19 protein-coding genes and 1 tRNA gene are annotated in these 17304 nt (G+C 53.9%); 13 read left to right on the plus strand and 7 right to left on the minus strand.

Going from position 1 to position 17304, the window contains the following annotated elements; genetic code table 11:
* Positions 1–107 precede the first annotated feature (107 nt).
* The 8 genes from ACPUC8_RS12000 to ACPUC8_RS12035 all read left to right on the plus strand — a co-directional run bounded on the left by ACPUC8_RS12000 (position 108) and on the right by ACPUC8_RS12035 (position 6763).
* Entirely contained in the window at positions 108–1277 is a 1170-nt protein-coding gene (locus tag ACPUC8_RS12000; protein ID WP_494926392.1) for a phage tail sheath protein, read from the plus strand.
* Positions 1278–1289: 12 nt separating this feature from the next.
* The gene (locus ACPUC8_RS12005; protein WP_494926393.1) at positions 1290–1799 is read left to right on the plus strand and encodes a phage major tail tube protein; all 510 of its coding nucleotides are present in this window, start codon (positions 1290–1292) and stop codon (positions 1797–1799) included.
* 64 nt (positions 1800–1863) lie between these two features.
* Positions 1864–2142 carry a phage tail assembly protein gene (locus ACPUC8_RS12010; protein WP_039335354.1) on the plus strand — a complete coding sequence of 93 codons (279 nt, stop codon included), beginning with the start codon at positions 1864–1866 and terminating at the stop codon, positions 2140–2142.
* Positions 2143–2174: 32 nt separating this feature from the next.
* Complete coding sequence (locus ACPUC8_RS12015; RefSeq protein ID WP_494926394.1) at positions 2175–2300, plus strand: GpE family phage tail protein; 126 nt, start codon at positions 2175–2177, stop codon at positions 2298–2300.
* Positions 2290–4752, plus strand: coding sequence for a phage tail tape measure protein (locus ACPUC8_RS12020; RefSeq protein ID WP_494926395.1), 2463 nt, complete (start codon positions 2290–2292; stop codon positions 4750–4752). The genes ACPUC8_RS12015 and ACPUC8_RS12020 overlap by 11 nt, the downstream gene beginning before the upstream one ends.
* Positions 4753–4755: 3 nt before the next feature.
* Entirely contained in the window at positions 4756–5283 is a 528-nt protein-coding gene (locus ACPUC8_RS12025; RefSeq protein ID WP_494926396.1) for a phage tail protein, read from the plus strand.
* Positions 5280–6467: a phage late control D family protein gene (locus ACPUC8_RS12030; protein ID WP_494926397.1), complete on the plus strand. Its 1188-nt coding sequence runs from the start codon at positions 5280–5282 to the stop codon at positions 6465–6467. Before ACPUC8_RS12025 ends, ACPUC8_RS12030 begins: the two co-directional genes overlap by 4 nt.
* Positions 6468–6535: 68 nt before the next feature.
* Entirely contained in the window at positions 6536–6763 is a 228-nt protein-coding gene (locus tag ACPUC8_RS12035; protein WP_071845589.1) for an ogr/Delta-like zinc finger family protein, read from the plus strand.
* Positions 6764–6811: 48 nt separating this feature from the next.
* Here ACPUC8_RS12035 and ACPUC8_RS12040 read toward each other — a convergent pair whose 3' ends face one another.
* From ACPUC8_RS12040 to ACPUC8_RS12050, 3 genes are all read right to left on the minus strand, one after another.
* Entirely contained in the window at positions 6812–7219 is a 408-nt protein-coding gene (locus tag ACPUC8_RS12040; protein WP_494926398.1) for a hypothetical protein, read from the minus strand.
* A 157-nt stretch (positions 7220–7376) separates the two neighbouring features.
* A tRNA-Ile gene (locus ACPUC8_RS12045) sits at positions 7377–7452 on the minus strand.
* Between the two features lie 198 nt (positions 7453–7650).
* The gene (locus ACPUC8_RS12050; protein ID WP_494926399.1) at positions 7651–8433 is read right to left on the minus strand and encodes an SDR family NAD(P)-dependent oxidoreductase; all 783 of its coding nucleotides are present in this window, start codon (positions 8431–8433) and stop codon (positions 7651–7653) included.
* Positions 8434–8568: 135 nt separating this feature from the next.
* Between ACPUC8_RS12050 and ACPUC8_RS12055 the strand changes: the two genes are divergently transcribed.
* From ACPUC8_RS12055 to ACPUC8_RS12065, 3 genes are all read left to right on the plus strand, one after another.
* Positions 8569–9156, plus strand: coding sequence for a TetR/AcrR family transcriptional regulator (locus tag ACPUC8_RS12055; RefSeq protein ID WP_494926400.1), 588 nt, complete (start codon positions 8569–8571; stop codon positions 9154–9156).
* Positions 9153–9668, plus strand: a complete 516-nt coding sequence (gene mug / locus ACPUC8_RS12060) for a G/U mismatch-specific DNA glycosylase (protein WP_494926401.1) — start codon at positions 9153–9155, stop codon at positions 9666–9668. Before ACPUC8_RS12055 ends, mug begins: the two co-directional genes overlap by 4 nt.
* Positions 9669–9755: 87 nt before the next feature.
* Positions 9756–10514: a substrate-binding domain-containing protein gene (locus tag ACPUC8_RS12065; RefSeq protein WP_494926402.1), complete on the plus strand. Its 759-nt coding sequence runs from the start codon at positions 9756–9758 to the stop codon at positions 10512–10514.
* Between the two features lie 48 nt (positions 10515–10562).
* Here the strand turns inward: ACPUC8_RS12065 and rpoD are convergent, their stop codons facing one another.
* From rpoD to rpsU, 3 genes are all read right to left on the minus strand, one after another.
* Positions 10563–12407, minus strand: a complete 1845-nt coding sequence (gene rpoD / locus ACPUC8_RS12070; RefSeq protein WP_039328543.1) for an RNA polymerase sigma factor RpoD — start codon at positions 12405–12407, stop codon at positions 10563–10565.
* A 360-nt stretch (positions 12408–12767) separates the two neighbouring features.
* Positions 12768–14513 carry a DNA primase gene (gene dnaG / locus ACPUC8_RS12075; RefSeq protein WP_039328544.1) on the minus strand — a complete coding sequence of 582 codons (1746 nt, stop codon included), beginning with the start codon at positions 14511–14513 and terminating at the stop codon, positions 12768–12770.
* Between the two features lie 118 nt (positions 14514–14631).
* Positions 14632–14847, minus strand: coding sequence for a 30S ribosomal protein S21 (rpsU, locus tag ACPUC8_RS12080; RefSeq protein ID WP_001144069.1), 216 nt, complete (start codon positions 14845–14847; stop codon positions 14632–14634).
* Between the two features lie 279 nt (positions 14848–15126).
* Here rpsU and tsaD point away from each other — a divergent pair, with 279 nt between their 5' ends.
* Positions 15127–16140 carry a tRNA (adenosine(37)-N6)-threonylcarbamoyltransferase complex transferase subunit TsaD gene (gene tsaD, locus ACPUC8_RS12085; protein ID WP_039328546.1) on the plus strand — a complete coding sequence of 338 codons (1014 nt, stop codon included), beginning with the start codon at positions 15127–15129 and terminating at the stop codon, positions 16138–16140.
* Between the two features lie 30 nt (positions 16141–16170).
* On the opposite strand, the gene plsY is transcribed toward tsaD, so the two are convergent.
* Positions 16171–16770, minus strand: coding sequence for a glycerol-3-phosphate 1-O-acyltransferase PlsY (gene plsY, locus ACPUC8_RS12090; RefSeq protein ID WP_039328547.1), 600 nt, complete (start codon positions 16768–16770; stop codon positions 16171–16173).
* A 107-nt stretch (positions 16771–16877) separates the two neighbouring features.
* On the opposite strand from plsY, the gene folB reads away from it, so the two are divergent.
* Complete coding sequence (gene folB, locus ACPUC8_RS12095) at positions 16878–17237, plus strand: bifunctional dihydroneopterin aldolase/7,8-dihydroneopterin epimerase (RefSeq protein WP_034828354.1); 360 nt, start codon at positions 16878–16880, stop codon at positions 17235–17237.
* The last annotated feature ends 67 nt before the right edge of the window (positions 17238–17304 follow it).

A 17304-nucleotide genomic window follows, 5' to 3' on the forward strand; every position in this document is an offset into this window, starting at 1 on the left:
CTGCGGGGCTTTTCTTTTGTCCGCTGATCCATGAGCAAACCGCAACCGCATGCACCTGCCTTACTGACCTGACACCCTGAGCACACCTTTAACCAGGAGTGCAACAGATGGCAGATTATCATCACGGTGTCCGCGTCGTCGAAATCAACGACGGCACGCGCACTATCTCCACCGTATCAACCGCGATTGTCGGCATGGTCTGCACCGCCGAAGATGCGGACGCGGCTACGTTCCCGCTGAATACGCCGGTACTTATCACCAACGTGCAGGGCGCAGTCGGTAAGGCAGGCGTGAAAGGCACGCTCGCTTCATCCCTGCAGGCAATCGCTGACCAGTCAAAACCCGTCACCGTCGTGGTGCGCGTGGCGGAAGGCGCAGACGATGCCGAAACCATTTCCAATATCATCGGCGGCACCGATGCAAACGGGCAGTACACCGGCATGAAAGCGCTGCTAGCGGCGCAGACTCAGCTCGATGTGAAACCCCGTATCCTTGGTGTGCCCGGCCTCGACTCGCTGGAAGTATCAACCGCGCTTGCCAGCATTGCGCAGCAGTTGCGCGCCTTCGCCTACGTGTCGGCGTGGGAGTGTAAAACCATTTCCGAAGCCCGCCTGTATCGTCAGAACTTCAGCCAGCGTGAGCTGATGGTGATCTGGCCTGACTTCCTCGCGTGGAATACCACCACCAATGCATCCGATACCGCTTACGCCACCGCGCGTGCACTGGGCCTGCGCGCCAAAATCGACAACGACACCGGCTGGCATAAAACCCTGTCGAACGTTGGCGTAAACGGCGTAACTGGCATTTCGGCGTCGGTGTTCTGGGATTTGCAGCAGGTTGGCACCGACGCAGACCTGCTCAACGAAGCGGACGTTACCACGCTTATCCGCAAGGACGGTTTCCGCTTCTGGGGCAACCGCACCTGCAGTGATGATCCGCTGTTCCAGTTTGAGAACTACACCCGCACCGCACAGGTGCTGGCTGACACGATGGCGGAAGCCCACATGTGGGCGAACGATAAGCCGCTGACGCCGGTACTGGTCAAAGAAATTATCGCGGGTATCAACGCGAAGTTTCGCGAGCTGTGCAGCGCGGGTTATCTAATTGGCGCATCAGCCTGGTATGACGAAAGCGCCAACGATAAAGACACCCTCAAGGCGGGCAAACTCTTTATCGATTACGACTACACGCCGGTTCCACCGCTGGAAGACCTGACGTTACGCCAGCGTATTACCGACAGCTATCTGGCGAACTTCGCCGCATCCGTAAACAGCTAAGGAGCCGGATAAATGGCAATGCCACGCAAACTAAAGGCGATGAACCTTTTCAACGACGCCAACAGCTATCAGGGCGTGGTGACAGCCGTCACCCTGCCGAAGCTGTCCCGCAAGCTTGACCCGTTCCGTGCGGGCGGCATGAGCGGCGCTGCGCATATCGACAACGGTCTGGAAGATGACGCCCTTGATATTGAGTGGAGTATCGGCGGCATGGATGAGTTGGTGCTCAAGCAGTGGGGCGCATCCGACATCCCGCTGCGCTTCACTGGCTCTTATCAGCGTGACGATACCGGCGAAGAGATTGCGGTAGAGGTGGAGGTGCGCGGTAAGCACCAGACCTTCGACTTTGGCGAATCAAAGCCGAGTGAAGACACCGAAGTCAAAATCACCAGCAAGAACACGTACTACAAGCTGACGTTTAACGGCAAAGCGCTGATTGAAATCGACACCGTGAACATGGTCGAAATCGTCGATGGTGTTGACCGTCTGGCAGAACGCCGCAAAAACATCGGCCTCGTATAAACCTGACGCCAGCGCCGACCGGCGCTGGTTATCCCCTGACTACAGTGAACAGAGATAAGCAGCTATGGAACTGAATGAAAATATTGTTGTGCTGGAATTCCCGATCAAGCGTGGCGAAACCGAGATTAAACAGGTTGAGCTGATGAAGCCAAACGCGGGTTCACTGCGTGGCGTGCGCCTGTCCGATATCGCCGGTTCTGACGTGGATTCGCTGATCGTCGTACTGCCGCGCATCACCATGCCGTCGCTGACCAAAGCCGAGTGCAACAGCCTCGATCCGGTTGACCTGATTGCGCTGGCGGGCAAGGTGATTGGTTTTTTATCCTCGAAGTCGGACGAATAGAGTGGCCCAAAGGCCTGACGGTTAACGACCTGATGGCTGATATCGCCGCCATCTTTCACTGGCCCCCTTCTGAGATGTACGACATGCCGCTGGTTGAGTTGATTAACTGGCGGCATAAAGCCTTAATCCGTAGCGGAGTAGACCCCGATGAGCAATAACCTCAAAGTGCAGGTGCTGCTGAACGCGGTAGACAAAGCGACGCGCCCGTTTAAAACCGTCGAAAAAGCCACTAAAGGGCTTACCGCTGAAATCCGCCAGACGCAGACCAGTATCAAAGAGCTGGATGCGCAGTCGGCAAAAATTGACGGTTTCCGCAAGACGAGTGCGCAGCTCGCCGTCACCAGTCAGAAACTGAAAGAGGCCAAAACCGAAGCAGAATCGCTGGCGGTGGCCTTCAAAAACACCGAGCGACCCACCACGCAGCAGGCCCGTGCACTGGAGAAGGCGCGGCAGGCCGCATCTGAACTACAGACCAAATCCAACGCACTGCGCCTGTCAGTGCAGCAGCAGCGCGAGGCGCTGACCCAGGCGGGCATTTCCACGCGCAGCCTGAGCACTGAGCAGCAGCGGCTTAAATCTGCCTCGGCAATGGCAACCGTCAGCCTGAGCCGCCAAAAGCAGGAGCTGCAGCGCCTGAACATGCAACAGGAACGGCTCAACCAGACCAGTGAGCGTTACCGTCGCGGGCAGGAGTTGTCGGCTAAGGTGCGTAACGCAGGTGCTGCCGGTATCGGTACTGCGACTGTTGGCGTGATGGCGGCGAAAACGTTACTGACGCCCGGCTTTGATTTCGCGCAGAAGAACTCAGAATTGCAGGCGGTTCTGGGGCTGGCAAAAGACTCGGCGGAAATGACCGCACTGCGTTTGCAGGCTCGTCAGTTGGGTGACACCACTGCAGCGTCTTCAGACGACGCTGCGGGCGCGCAGATCATCATCGCCAAAAGTGGTGGAGATGCTGCGGCTATTCAGGCGGCTACGCCAGTAACACTTAACATGGCGCTGGCGAATAAGCGCACCATGGAAGAAAACGCCGGGCTACTGATGGGAATGAAGTCAGCGTTTGAGTTATCAAATGACAAGGTCGCACATATAGGCGACGTCCTTTCGATGACTATGAATAAAACTGCTGCAGATTTTGACGGGATGAGTGATGCGCTTACCTACGCCGCGCCGGTTGCTAAAAATGCTGGAGTAAGCATTGAAGAAACTGCCGCCATGGTGGGTGCGCTGCATGATGCCAAAATTACCGGCTCAATGGCTGGTACGGGTAGCCGTGCTGTGCTCAGTCGATTGCAGGCACCAACTGGCCAGGCTTACAAAGCTATCACCGAGCTGGGAATAAAAACTTCTGACAGCAAAGGTAATACCCGCCCGATCTTTGCCATCCTGAAGGAAATGCAGGCGAGTTTTGACCGTAATAAGCTCGGCACCGGGCAGCGCGCTGAGTATATGAAAACTATCTTCGGTGAAGAGGCCAGTTCATCTGCGGCGGTTCTTATGTCTGCCGCTTATTCAGGTAAGCTTGACCGACTTACAGCGACGTTCAAAGCATCTGATGGAAAGACCGCTGAATTGGTTGAAGTTATGCAGGACAATCTCGGCGGTGACCTGAAAGAGCTGCAGTCGGCCTATGAGGCTATCGGCACCGATCTCTTTGACCAGCAGGATAGCGGATTACGGAAACTGACTCAGGGTACAGCGGCCTTTCTACTAACTATCGATAACTGGATAAAAGCTAACCCTGTATTGGCGAGCGGGATGGGCAAAATTGCCGCCGCCGGTCTAATTATCATTGGTGTATTAGGTGCTGTCGGTTTGGTTGCATGGCCCGTTATTGCTGGCGTTAATGCGTTGATTGCCGGGGCGGGGCTGCTTGGCTCTGCGTTCAGCATCGCAGGTGGCGCGATTGTTACGGCGCTGGGTGCTATAACACTGCCAGTCGTAGCCGTGGCGGCAGCAATTGTGGCCGGTGCTCTACTGGTGCGGAAATATTGGGAGCCAATCAGCGCCTTTATCAGTGGTTTCGCAGAAGGGTTTACCGCTGCGATGGGGCCAATTGGCAACGCTTTTAGTTCACTCACGCCAATCTTTTCCGCAGTGGGTGACAAAATCAAAGAGTTGTGGGACTGGTTCGGCAAACTACTGGAGCCTGTAAAATCAACTCAAACTGAGCTGGCTGCAGCCGGTGACATGGGCAAGAAGTTTGGCAACATGCTTGCGGAAGCGCTGAAGATACCGGGGCAGGCACTGGACCAGTTGCGAAGCGGAATAGATTGGGTATTGGAAAAGCTCGGCATCATCGATACCAAGTCAGATGGACTAAAAGACAAGGTTCCGTCCCCTGATCCTATAGCAACGGGGGGCGCAGGTGTGGATACGGGCGGGCTGCAATACAGCCTTGCAACAGGTGGCGCGCCTTATCGACCTGTTACAGCGCCATCAACGGGCGGCGGTATGGTTGACCGCAGTCAGAACACCTATCAGTACGAAATCAACATGCATGAGGGGATGACTAAAGACGATGCGCTGGCACTGATGGCACAACATCAGGCGAAAGAGCAGCGTAATCGCCAGGCGCAAAACCGCAGCAAAATGGGCTGGGAGGATTAACCGATGATGATGATTTACGGCATGATGCCGTTTATGCGACAGACGCTGCCTTATGGCGAACTGCAGCAAAATATCGATTACCGCTGGCCCTCGAATAACCGGTTTGGCATGCGACCGGCGGCGCAGTTTATCGGGCCGGGTGATGAAAAAATCACGCTGTCAGGGGAGTTGCGCCCTGAGATAACGGGCGGTGCAATTTCCCTGATGACTGTTCGTCTGTTGGCTGATCAGGGGATGGCGTGGCCCTTGATTGGTGGAAGCGGGATGATTTACGGCATGTACGTTATTGAGAACATTTCGAATACGCACAGCGAGTTTTTCCCAAACGGTGCAGCCAGCAAAATCATGTTTACTCTGAGCCTTAAGCGGGTAGATGAATCACTGACGTCAATGTTTGGTGATCTCAATAAACAGGCCAGCGGGTTAATCAGCGGCGTGAGCAATCTGCCAGGTCAAATCACCTCAGCAATCGACAGCGTGAAGTCAGCAGCGGGTAGCATTATTTCTTCAGCGGGAGGGTTATTAGGATGACCGGCATCATCGGGCTACCCGTGCAGATGGGCGCCAGACTGACGCCTGATTTTTTGTTGAAGGTGAATTCTCAGGACGTGACAACCAACATCAAGGACCGGCTTATCTCGCTCACGCTGACAGATAACCGAGGCTTTGAGGCCGATCAGCTTGATATTGAGCTGGACGATTCCGACGGCAAGCTGGCAATGCCGGTTCGCGGCGCGGAGGTTTCATTATTCCTTGGGTGGGTAGGCCAGGCACTGATCGGCAAGGGTAGTTTCACTGTTGATGAAGTAGAGCACCACGGAGCGCCTGATACGATGACCATACGTGCCCGTAGCGCTGATTTTCGCGGCACACTTAATTCCCGCCGAGAGATGTCCTATCACGATACTACCCTTGGCGATATCGTCACGCAGGTGGCGGCGCGTAACAAACTACAGCCCATGCTGGCAGAGGGATTTGCCGGGATTGCCGTGTCTCATATCGACCAGACGCAGGAAACGGATGCGAAGTTCCTTACGCGGCTCGCCACCCTTTACGGCGCAGTGGCGGCGGTAAAAGCGGGCAGGCTGTTATTCATCAATCCGGGGAACGGCGTAACTATTAGCGGCAAGCCTATCCCGCAAATGACTATCACGCGCAAAGACGGCGACCGGCACAGCTTCAGCATTGCAGACCGTGGGGCATATACCGGCGTTTCGGCAGGTTGGTTGCACACCAAAGATCCAAAACCCAAAAAGGTAAAGTTACAGCGCAAGCCAAAAGAGCGTCACCTGCGTGCGCTTGAGCATCCGGCGGTGAAAAAGACCAAAGCAAAAGTTGTAAAAACGCCAGAGGCAAGGGAGGGTGATTATCTGGCAGGCAGTGAAGACAACGTGTTTACGCTGACGACGGTTTACTCCAGTAAGGCAACCGCGATGCGCGCTGCGAAAGCTAAGTGGGAAAAGTTACAGCGCGGGGTGGCTGAGTTTTCGCTAACGCTGGCAATGGGCCGGGCTGATCTGTATCCAGAGACACCTGTAAAATTGAGCGGATTCAAATCCGTGATCGATGCACAGCCGTGGCTTATCAGCAAAGTAACGCACAGCCTGTCGAATGGGGGCTACACAACGCAGCTTGATTTTGAGGTGCTGCTTTCTGATGTTGAGTATCAGGCCGAGGTCGAGGGGGAAGATTCAGATAATGATGATTCACAATAAGTGAATTTTGTTGCTCTTTATGTGAATTTGGCGTATTAAACCTACAAGCCAACAGGGAGACGCCACCTATGATGCATTGTCCGCTTTGCCAGACCGCCGCGCACGCTAAAAGCAGCAGATACATATCGAAAGAAACTAAAGAACGCTATCACCAGTGTCAGAATATTAATTGCAGTTGCTCGTTCAAAACTCACGAGACACTGGCGATGATTATTGTTACGCCGGGGCAGGTAAACCGAGTGCCAATATTTGCCAGTAATGGTGGGCATGAAAGCCAACCATCACTACTTCATTAATTTGAATTAATCATAAAGAACCCCGCTAAGCGGGGTTTTTTATTGCTGCTATTTGCCATTGTAGCTGTGAGTATTACCTAGCATGAGAGCTGTTGCGGGCTTGTCCATGAGGTTGCCCATCTCTTTACATACCACAAGGGGGTTTTCAAACGAGTAGCCAACCGATTTAAACTTATTGATAACATTTATTTGTTTGACGCTCTTGAGGTAGTTCGCTGGAACGTCTTTTGTCCAGATAGGAGTGCACACCCCGCTATGGATGATAGATGAATAAATATCAGAGTTGATAGTTCCACCGGGTGTGACGATTGTAATCTGCTCGCCGGTCAGTGCTACTTCGATGGGTTGCCAGGGTTTTAGTTTGTCTTTAAGAACGGCTGTGTCTGATAGCTTAGCCATAACAGAGGATGCAAATAACAAGGTTGAGCAGAGCAAAATAATGGGCAAGTGTTTCATTTAGAATCCTTCTAAGGTGTGGTAGCCGGGAAATTATCGTCAGACCTGAAGAGGGTAGCGTTAAAAATCCATCGCCATTTCATCGCCACCGCAAAACACACAAACAAAAAAACCACCGTGAAAGGTGGCTTAACTTACTGTTTATAAAGATTAAATTTGGTGGCCCCTGCTGGGTTTGAACCAGCGACCAAGCGATTATGAGTCGCCTGCTCTAACCACTGAGCTAAGGGGCCAGCGGAGCGGGGATTATAAAGTATCTCGGATAGGTGATCCAGCGTTCGCCAATCGGTTGGTGAAAATTAGAACAATGCATGAGTCCTTGATCTCCAAACAAAAATCCCTTCCCACAACGAATGATCACCCAAACCACCCAACCCCGTTCTGTTTTTGAGACAAGACGCACCACGCGCCTTGCCCATAAACCCTAACTCTTACAAATAACGTGAAGCAGGCTTATCCAGCGAGATAAACGGAATCATCGCGCCACGCGCTTCATCCAGCTTCTGCCACAGGCCCATGTCTTCCACAGATGGGATGGTAATCAGCTCACCAGCATCCAGCCCACGCAGCGCAGCGGCGACCAGATCCTCAACTTCCATCATCTTCTCGGCGGGGATCTCATTAATCGATTTCCCCGCACGATCAAAGATCTCGGTGCGCGTGAAGCCTGGCAATACCGCTTGCAGCACCACGCCGCTGCCCGCCAACTCGCGATCCATATTGCGCGTCAGCGACAGCACATAAGCTTTACTGGCGTTGTAGGCGCCATTCATCATCTCATGCACCAGCGCAACCACAGACGCGATGTTCACGATGGTGCCTTGTCCGCGTGCACGGAAGCCCTGCGCCGCACTGTGGGCCAGTTCGGTCAGCGTGATGATGTTGAGAGACAGCATGGTTTGAATCGGTTGGATGTCGGCGTCGGTAAATTCACCTTCCACCACCATTCCCGCATTGTTCACCAGCATCGTGATGTCGCGGTTCTCGCGCAGCTCACGCGCCACTTTCGCCAGATCATCTGTTTGAGTGAGATCCGCCGCCAGCACGTTCACCTCCACGCCATGCGCTTCACGAAGTGATGCGGCCAGTGCGTCAAGACGTGCTGCATCGCGCGCCACCAGAATCAGATTGCTACCGCGTGTGGCCAGCTGTTTTGCGTAAGTTGCGCCAATGCCGCTGGACGCGCCGGTAATCAAAGCCAGTTGTTGTGTCATGGTCGGTTCCTGTAAATGATGGTTGTCATATTTGATAAACTTAATATGACGTTCATCATATTTATCGTCAAGCTGGAATATGATGATCGTAATAATTACACTGATTGGCATCAACGATGAGCAGGACGGAGAACGATGGAAAAGCTGAGCCACAAAGCGCGTACGCGGCAGCGCATACTGGATGAAGCCGCAGTGGTGATGCGTGAATGCGGCACCGAAGGCATTGGCGTGGCGGCACTGATGAAGCGCGCCGGTCTGACCCACGGCGGGTTTTATGCGCACTTTGCCTCGCGTGAAGCGCTGGTTGAAGCGGTGATAGCTGAGATGTTTGCCGATTCGGCGCAGCGTTTCGCGGCCATCGTCAGTCTGGAAGATCCGGCGGAGCGTTTGACGCAGTTGATCGACAACTATCTCTCTGAGCATCATCGCAATACGCCGGGTGAGGGCTGTCCGATGCCGGCGTTGGTCAGTGAGATCGCCCATCTGCCCATCGAGACGCGCACGCTGTTTTCGCAGCGTCGTGATGCCGTGAAGCAACGGCTGGCTCAGGCACTGCGTGAATTAAAGCATCCACAGGCTGATGAAGTGGCAAGTAGCATACTGGCTGAGATGGTCGGTGCCGTGGCACTGGCACGAGCCTGTCCGGATAACGAGGAAGCCCGCACGATGCTGGCGATCAGTCGTCGTGCGGTGAAACAACGGGCAGGACTGGAGAGCATATGAGTGAACACGATATTCAGGACATCATTGCACCTGATTTAGAGGTACTGTTCTGCGGCATTAATCCGGGGAAATCCTCGGCGCATACCGGCTTTCACTTTGCCCATCCGGGCAATCGTTTCTGGAAAGTGATCCATCTGGCGGGATTTACCCGTGAGTTGTTGAAGCCAGAGCAGGAGCAGCGGCTACTGGAAACCGGCTGTGGCATCACCATGCTGGTTGAACGCCCGACGATTCAGGCCAACGAACTGGCAGGTGATGAGCTGCGTGATGGTGGGGCGCGTCTGCAGGAGAAGATCTTACGCTATCAACCGCACGCACTGGCCGTATTGGGTAAGGATGCGTTCCAGAAAGCATTTCGTCAGCGCAAGGTGGAGTGGGGCGAGCAACCACAGACGTTGGGCGAAACCAGCCTGTGGGTGCTGCCTAATCCCAGCGGTTTGAACCGCGCCTCGCTGGATGAAATGGCGGCGGCCTATCGCCAACTTCATGATTGGTTACAGATTAACGCGTGAGCTGGCTCCACTTAGCGTGGCTCTGTTGTTGTTCAATCTGCTGTTTCTGACTAAACCCAACTCTTTATGGCAAAAAGGAGAGGGATGATGAAACGCATATTCGCGCTGGCGGCGCTCGTGGTGCTGGCGCAACAGGGCGCGCAGGCAGAGACGTTAAAAGTGTTTAGCTCCGGTGGCATGTACCCGGTGATTGAGAGCTTAAAACAGGAATATCAGCAGCAAACCGGCAATACCCTGCAGCTGGAAGCGGCACCGTCGATGGGTGATACGCCGCAGGCAATCCCCAATCGATTAAAACGTAAAGACAATGCCGATGTGCTGGTGATGGTCGATTACGCCATCAAACCGCTGGAGCAGGCGAAATGGGTCGAGGGTAAAAGCCATCAGGTGCTGGCGCACTCCTATATCGCGATGGCGGTGAAGCAGGGCATGACGCCGCCGGATATCAGCACGGTGGCCAAGTTTAAACAGGTGTTAACTGAAGCCTCCAGCATTGCGGTGTCGGACAGCGCCAGCGGCAAATACATTCAAAGTAAGATGCTGGACAAACTGGCCTTAGGGCCGAAGACGGCGAGTAAAGTGTCGGTGATTCCAGCCACACCGGTAGGCGAGGCGGTGGCGCAGGGCAAAGCGGAGCTGGGCTTCCAGCAGAACAGTGAATTGCAGGCGGTAAAAGGCATCACCATCGTAGGATTGATCCCGCCTGCGGTGCAGCAGGACACCCTGTACGGCGCAGTGATTACCCGCAGTACGCAGCAACCCAAGGCGGCAGCGCAGTTCGTGAAGTATCTGCAGAGCGACAAGGCGCGCAAAATGATGCAGGAGAAAGGGCTGACGCCGTTTTGAAGGCAATAAAAAACCCCGGCAAGCCGGGGTTTTTCGTCTCAACGAGGATTAATCGTCAAGGAAGCTACGCAGCACTTCAGAGCGGCTTGGGTGACGCAGCTTACGCAGCGCCTTGGCTTCGATCTGACGAATACGCTCACGGGTAACGTCAAACTGTTTGCCTACCTCTTCCAGCGTGTGGTCGGTGTTCATATCGATACCGAAACGCATACGCAGAACTTTCGCTTCACGCGCGGTCAGGCCTGCCAACACGTCGTGGGTGGCTGAACGCAGGCTCTCTGAGGTCGCAGAATCCAGCGGCAGCTCCAGCGTGGTGTCTTCGATAAAATCGCCCAGATGTGAATCTTCATCATCACCAATCGGCGTCTCCATAGAGATCGGCTCTTTAGCGATTTTCAGCACCTTACGGATTTTATCTTCTGGCATCAGCATACGCTCGGCCAGCTCTTCCGGCGTCGGCTCACGGCCCATCTCTTGCAGCATCTGGCGCGAAATACGGTTGAGCTTGTTGATGGTCTCAATCATATGCACCGGAATACGGATGGTACGCGCCTGGTCAGCGATAGAACGGGTGATAGCCTGACGGATCCACCAGGTCGCATAAGTTGAGAACTTATAACCACGACGGTATTCAAACTTATCAACCGCTTTCATCAGGCCGATGTTACCTTCCTGAATCAGATCGAGGAACTGCAGACCACGGTTGGTGTATTTCTTCGCGATCGAAATAACCAGACGTAAGTTTGCTTCAACCATCTCTTTCTTCGCACGACGCGCTTTCGCTTCGCCGATCGACATACGACGGTTGATGTCTTTAACCTGCTCGATAGTCAGGCCAGTTTCTTCTTCAATCTGCTGCAATTTCTGCAGTGAACGCGTAACGTCGTCTTCAACTTCCAGCAGTTTTTCAGACCACGGCTTATTCATCGCCAGCGCGGCTTTGAACCAGCTTGGGTTGGTTTCATTACCGGTAAACAGAGTGATGAAGTTCTTCTTCGGCATTTTGCACAGTTCAATACACAGCTTCATGATCAGGCGCTCTTGCGTACGCACGCGCTCCATCATCACTCGCATACTGTTCACCAGGTAGTCGAACTGCTTCGGCACCAGGCGGAACTGTTTGAACACTTCAGACAGATTATTGATTTCTGCAATGGCATCAGCGTGGCTGCGGCCTTTGGCTTTGATTACAGTACGGGCGGTTTCGTACTGTACGCGCAGGTCGTTGAATTTCTCGCGCGCCAGCTCTGGATCGATAGAGTTATCGTCGTCAGAGCTGTCGTCATCGCCATCTTCGTCTTCGTCTTCGTCGTCATCACGATCTTCTTCAGACAACTCAGAACCCACGTGGGTGGCAGTTGGCGCGATATCTTCTTCGGCATTAGGATCAACAAAGCCGGTAATGATATCAGACAGGCGCGCTTCGCCTGCTTCTACGCGATCGTACTGATCGAGCAGATAGTTGATGGCTTCCGGATATTCAGCAACGGAGCACTGTACCTGGTTGATACCGTCTTCGATGCGCTTAGCGATGTCGATTTCGCCTTCGCGCGTCAGCAGTTCAACGGTACCCATTTCACGCATGTACATGCGCACCGGGTCGGTGGTACGGCCAATTTCAGACTCAACGCTGGACAGCACCTGAGCGGCAGCTTCTGCGGCATCTTCGTCAGTATCGGAACTGTTTTCATTCAGCATCAGATCATCGGCATCAGGCGCTTCTTCAACAACCTGAATACCCATGTCGTTAATCATCTGGATGATGTCTTCGATCTGGTCGGAGTCGACGATATCTTCCGGCAGATGGTCATTGACCTCAGCATAGGTCAGATAGCCCTGCTCCTTACCACGGGTGACAAGCAGCTTAAGCTGTGACTGCGGGTTTTGCTCCATAAGACGGTATCCACACTTCTGTTAATTAGATTGGTGTCGGTCGGCAGCGAGCCAACTATAACAGTGAAGGCGTTGTGTTTTTGCCGCTGCCTTCAACGCGGCCAGGGCTTCAGCCCTTCATAAATCGGCACTTAAGCCGCTTGAATTCTTTCTTTCGAGGCTAACTTACTTGCCATTTTTAACTCTGGCAGTGCTCGCAATCCTCACGTACTTCAGTACGCTCCGGTTGCTGTGCGCTGGCAGCGTTAAAACTGGCTGCGACGTTAACGCCTCTCGCTCCGGTGCGCTAACTGCGTAGACCGAACGAACAAACCAAAACGGGGCTTTAACAGCCTTCGGCGTTCTGGTCTGGTATAAATCTTATTTTTTCGCTAATGCCTGGCTTAATGCCCAGAACTCGCGGCGTTCGGCGGCGCTCAGGCCTTCGGTTCGGTCACGCGCGATAAGCGCTTCGAGGCGCTGTTCAAGGGCAGAGTCATAAATGCTCGCCAGTGAATCATGGAAGACGGCTTCCGCCTCTTCATCCACTATCATGTGGTTCCAGGTTGCCAGCGTTTCAAGGGGCTGGCTAAATTCTGTCCCGCGATATAACTCTAGTAGCTGTCCGGTCGTCAGGCCAGGATTCTCCGTACAACGACTGACTAACTCCACAAACAGCGGTAAACCCGCCATCTTTGACTGCTCAAGCCCGTCCAGCGTAGGGACGATGGCGGCAAATTGCGGATTCTGCACCAGTAACGCGATCAATACGCGCATGGTGGTGCGCTTCAACGGTGGTGCCGTTGGTGCCGCGCCGCTTTCTGCCAGCTTCGGCATCAGCTTGTCTAACTGGTTATCGTCAAGAATGCCGAGTTTATTACCCAACGTTTGACGCATATAAATGCGCAACGTTTCACCTGGGATCTGGCTAATCAATGGCAGCGCCAGCGTGGCCAGCTTGGTTTTACCATCGCGCGTGCTCAGATCGACCTGCGGCATCAGGCTGTCGAATAAAAACGTGGAGAGCGGCAGTGCCTGCTCCATCCGCGCTTCGAAGGCGTCTTTACCCTCTTTTCGCACCAGCGTGTCCGGATCCTCGCCATCAGGCAAAAACATAAAGCGTAGCTGACGACCGTCATTCATGTAAGGCAATGCGGTTTCCAGTGCCCGCCATGCGGCTTCGCGCCCGGCACGGTCGCCGTCATAACAACAAATCACTGTGTCGGTCGAACGGAACAGCAACTGAATGTGTTCCGCCGTGGTCGAGGTGCCGAGTGAAGCAACGGCATAATCGATGCCGAATTGCGCCAACGCCACCACGTCCATATAGCCTTCCACCACCAGTAAACGCGCCGGTTGCGGGTGATTTTTTAATGCTTCATACAGGCCATACAACTGACGGCCTTTATGGAAAATCGGGGTTTCAGGGGAGTTGAGATACTTAGGCGTGTCGTTGCCCAGTACGCGTCCACCAAAGCCAATGACGCGCCCACGCTTATCGCGAATCGGGAACATCACGCGATCGCGAAAACGATCGTAAGTCCGGCCTGAATCGTTACTGACCAGCATGCCCGCTTCCATCAAGGATTCGCGGTCTTCTTTTTGCTGACCAAACCGTTTCAGTGCGTTATCCCATCCTGCGGGTGCATAACCAATAGCGAAGTGGTCGATCACTTGCTGGCTGAGACCGCGCGTGGCGAGATAATTTTGTGCAGATGTCGCTTGCGGGTTACGCAGGCTTTGCTGATAGAAACCGTCAAGGCCTTCTAACAGCTGATAAAGGCTTTGACGCTGATGGCGTTCCATTGGGCTAGGGCCATTACCCGCTTCATACGGCACTTCTAAGCCGTGTTGCGTAGCCAGCTCCTCAACGCTCTCAACGAAATCCAGACGATCGTGATTCATCAGGAAATCGATGGCGTTCCCTTTGGCGCCACAGCCGAAGCAGTAATAGAACTGCTTCTCACCACTTACGGTGAAAGAGGGGGTTTTCTCGTTATGAAAAGGACAGCACGCGTGATAGTTCTTACCCTGCTTCTTGAGCTTAACGCGGGCATCGATAAGATCCACGATGTCCGTGCGTGCCAGTAAGTCATTGATAAATACGCGTGGAATTCGTCCAGCCATAAGCCCCGGTTTTTCAGCTCATAAACGGCAACAAGCCGCGCTTCCTTTCGGAAAGCACGGCCTCTTACTTGACTCTGTCTGCGTTTAACACGCGGCGGAAGCGAACTTCCGAAAGAAATTAGTACAGACGAGTGCGGCGTGCGTTTTCGCGAGCCAGTTTCTTGGCGTGACGCTTAACAGCTGACGCTTTAGCGCGCTTACGTTCAGTCGTTGGTTTTTCATAAAACTCACGACGACGAACTTCAGCCAGAACGCCTGCTTTCTCGCAAGAACGCTTGAAGCGACGCAGTGCTACGTCGAAAGGCTCGTTTTCACGTACTTTAATTACCGGCATGTAACTCTTACCTCGATAAAATTCGGTTTTGCTGCTGACTGCGGCGCCAGCACTTTTAAAATGGTGCAGCATTTTACTTCAGCCGCGGCTGACTTGTAAAGCACCATGAACAATTTAGAACCAACAGAGACATGTGTCATCGCGGCTGCCGGTTTTTTCAGGCCGTGGAGTATAGCGCACTCTTTGTGCGACAGAAAAACACTTTTTCCTGGCAAACTGCTCCGGCGTGTGATTTGCCTGTGCTACACTGCGCGCCGCAAGAAGAGGGTGATAAAAGCTATGCGAGTTCTGGGTATTGAAACGTCCTGCGATGAAACCGGCATCGCGATCTATGACGATGCGTCCGGTCTTTTGGCGAATCAACTATATAGCCAGGTGAAACTGCACGCCGATTACGGCGGTGTGGTGCCCGAACTGGCATCGCGTGACCATGTGCGTAAAACCGTGCCGCTGATTCAGGCCGCGCTTAAAGAGGCCGGACTGGCAGCGAAAGACATTGATGCAGTAGCCTATACCGCAGGCCCAGGTCTGGTGGGCGCATTGCTGGTGGGCGCCACCATTGGCCGTGCGCTGGCGTTTGCCTGGAACGTGCCGGCGGTGCCTGTCCATCACATGGAAGGCCATTTGTTAGCGCCGATGCTGGAAGAGAATCCGCCAGAATTCCCGTTTGTCGCGCTGCTGGTTTCCGGCGGTCACACGCAGTTGATTAGCGTTACCGGTGTGGGTGAATACACCTTACTGGGCGAATCGATTGACGACGCCGCCGGTGAAGCCTTCGATAAAACCGCCAAACTGCTCGGTCTGGATTATCCCGGCGGTCCCATGCTCTCACGCATGGCGCAGCAAGGAACACCGGGCCGTTTTAAGTTCCCACGCCCGATGACCGATCGCCCAGGGCTGGATTTCAGCTTCTCGGGTCTGAAAACCTTTGCCGCGAACACCATTCGTGAGCATAACAGCGACGAACAGGCTCGCGCAGATATCGCCCGGGCGTTTGAAGATGCGGTGGTGGATACGCTGATGATCAAGTGCAAACGCGCGCTGGAGCAGACCGGGTTTAAACGCCTGGTGATTGCCGGTGGTGTGAGTGCCAACCGTACGCTGCGTGAACGCATGGCCGAGATGATGCAAAAGCGTGGTGGCGAGGTGTTCTATGCCCGTCCGGAGTTTTGCACCGATAACGGCGCGATGATTGCCTATGCCGGCATGGTGCGGCTGAAAGGCGGCACACGTGGTGAACTCGGCGTTACCGTGCGGCCGCGCTGGCCGCTGGCAGAATTACCCGCCATCTAAAACGAAAAAACCGGCATCGCGCCGGTTTTTTTATTTCTTCTTCTTCCGCTTCCAAATCTTATTTTCCTGGCCGCGCCACAGGCGCTGGATGTTGTCGTGGTGACGTAACAATATCAAACAGGACAGCATCGAAACCGGGAAGGTGAACTGCGGTTTGAACCACCAGACGTAGAAAGGGGCAATCAGTGCGCTGACAATCGCGCCAAGTGATGAATAGCCGCTTAACAACACGGTTAAAAGCCAGGTGCCGGTCATCAACCCCGTTAAATCCCAGCCAATCGGCGCAATCGCGCCAAACGCTGTTGCGACGCCTTTTCCACCGCGAAAACGGAAAAATACCGGATAGATATGGCCGAGGCAGGCGGCTATGGCTGTCAGGCCCAGATACATCGGTGTGACGTGCAGCAGGTAGGCAATCCATACCGGCAGCATACCCTTAGCTACATCAAATATCAGTACTGCGGCTGCAGGGACTTTGCCGCCAATGCGCAATACGTTGGTGGCACCAGGGTTGCCGGAACCGGCAGTACGCGGATCGGGTAAACGCGCGAGTTTACAAACCAGTATCGCACTGGAAATCGAACCGCAAAGATACGCGAAAATAATCATACCAAGCGCGATAGCACTCATAGCCTCGTACCGTTCCTTTTGGGTCGTTTTGTTCTCGATAAGCGTGGATAATACGCATAATCCGCCGGAAGTGGTATCCGGCATAGCCAAAAACAGAGACTGACATCATGGATATCGTATTTATAGAACAACTCACCGTGTTCACCACCATTGGCGTTTACGATTGGGAACAGGGCATGCAGCAGAAGCTGGTGCTCGATGTCGAAATGGCGTGGGACAACCGCCGTGCGGCGGTTAGCGACGATGTGAATGACTGTTTGAGCTACGCCGATGTCACGGAAGTGATCCTCAATCATTTGCAGGGCCAGCGCTTTGCCTTAGTGGAACGCGTGGCGGAAGAAATTGCCGATCTGTTGATGAACCGTTTCAAAACTCCCGGAGTGCGTATCAAGGTCGGTAAACCGGGTGCCGTTGCCCAAGCCGCGACCGTTGGCGTGCGTATCGAGCGCGGGACTATTCCTAAATAAACTCTCCGTGATTGCCATCACAATGAAACCAAACCAAATTATGGTGTGTCTCACTTGAGGCCGTTGC

This window comes from Pantoea sp. CFCC18177 (genome assembly GCF_059412425.1).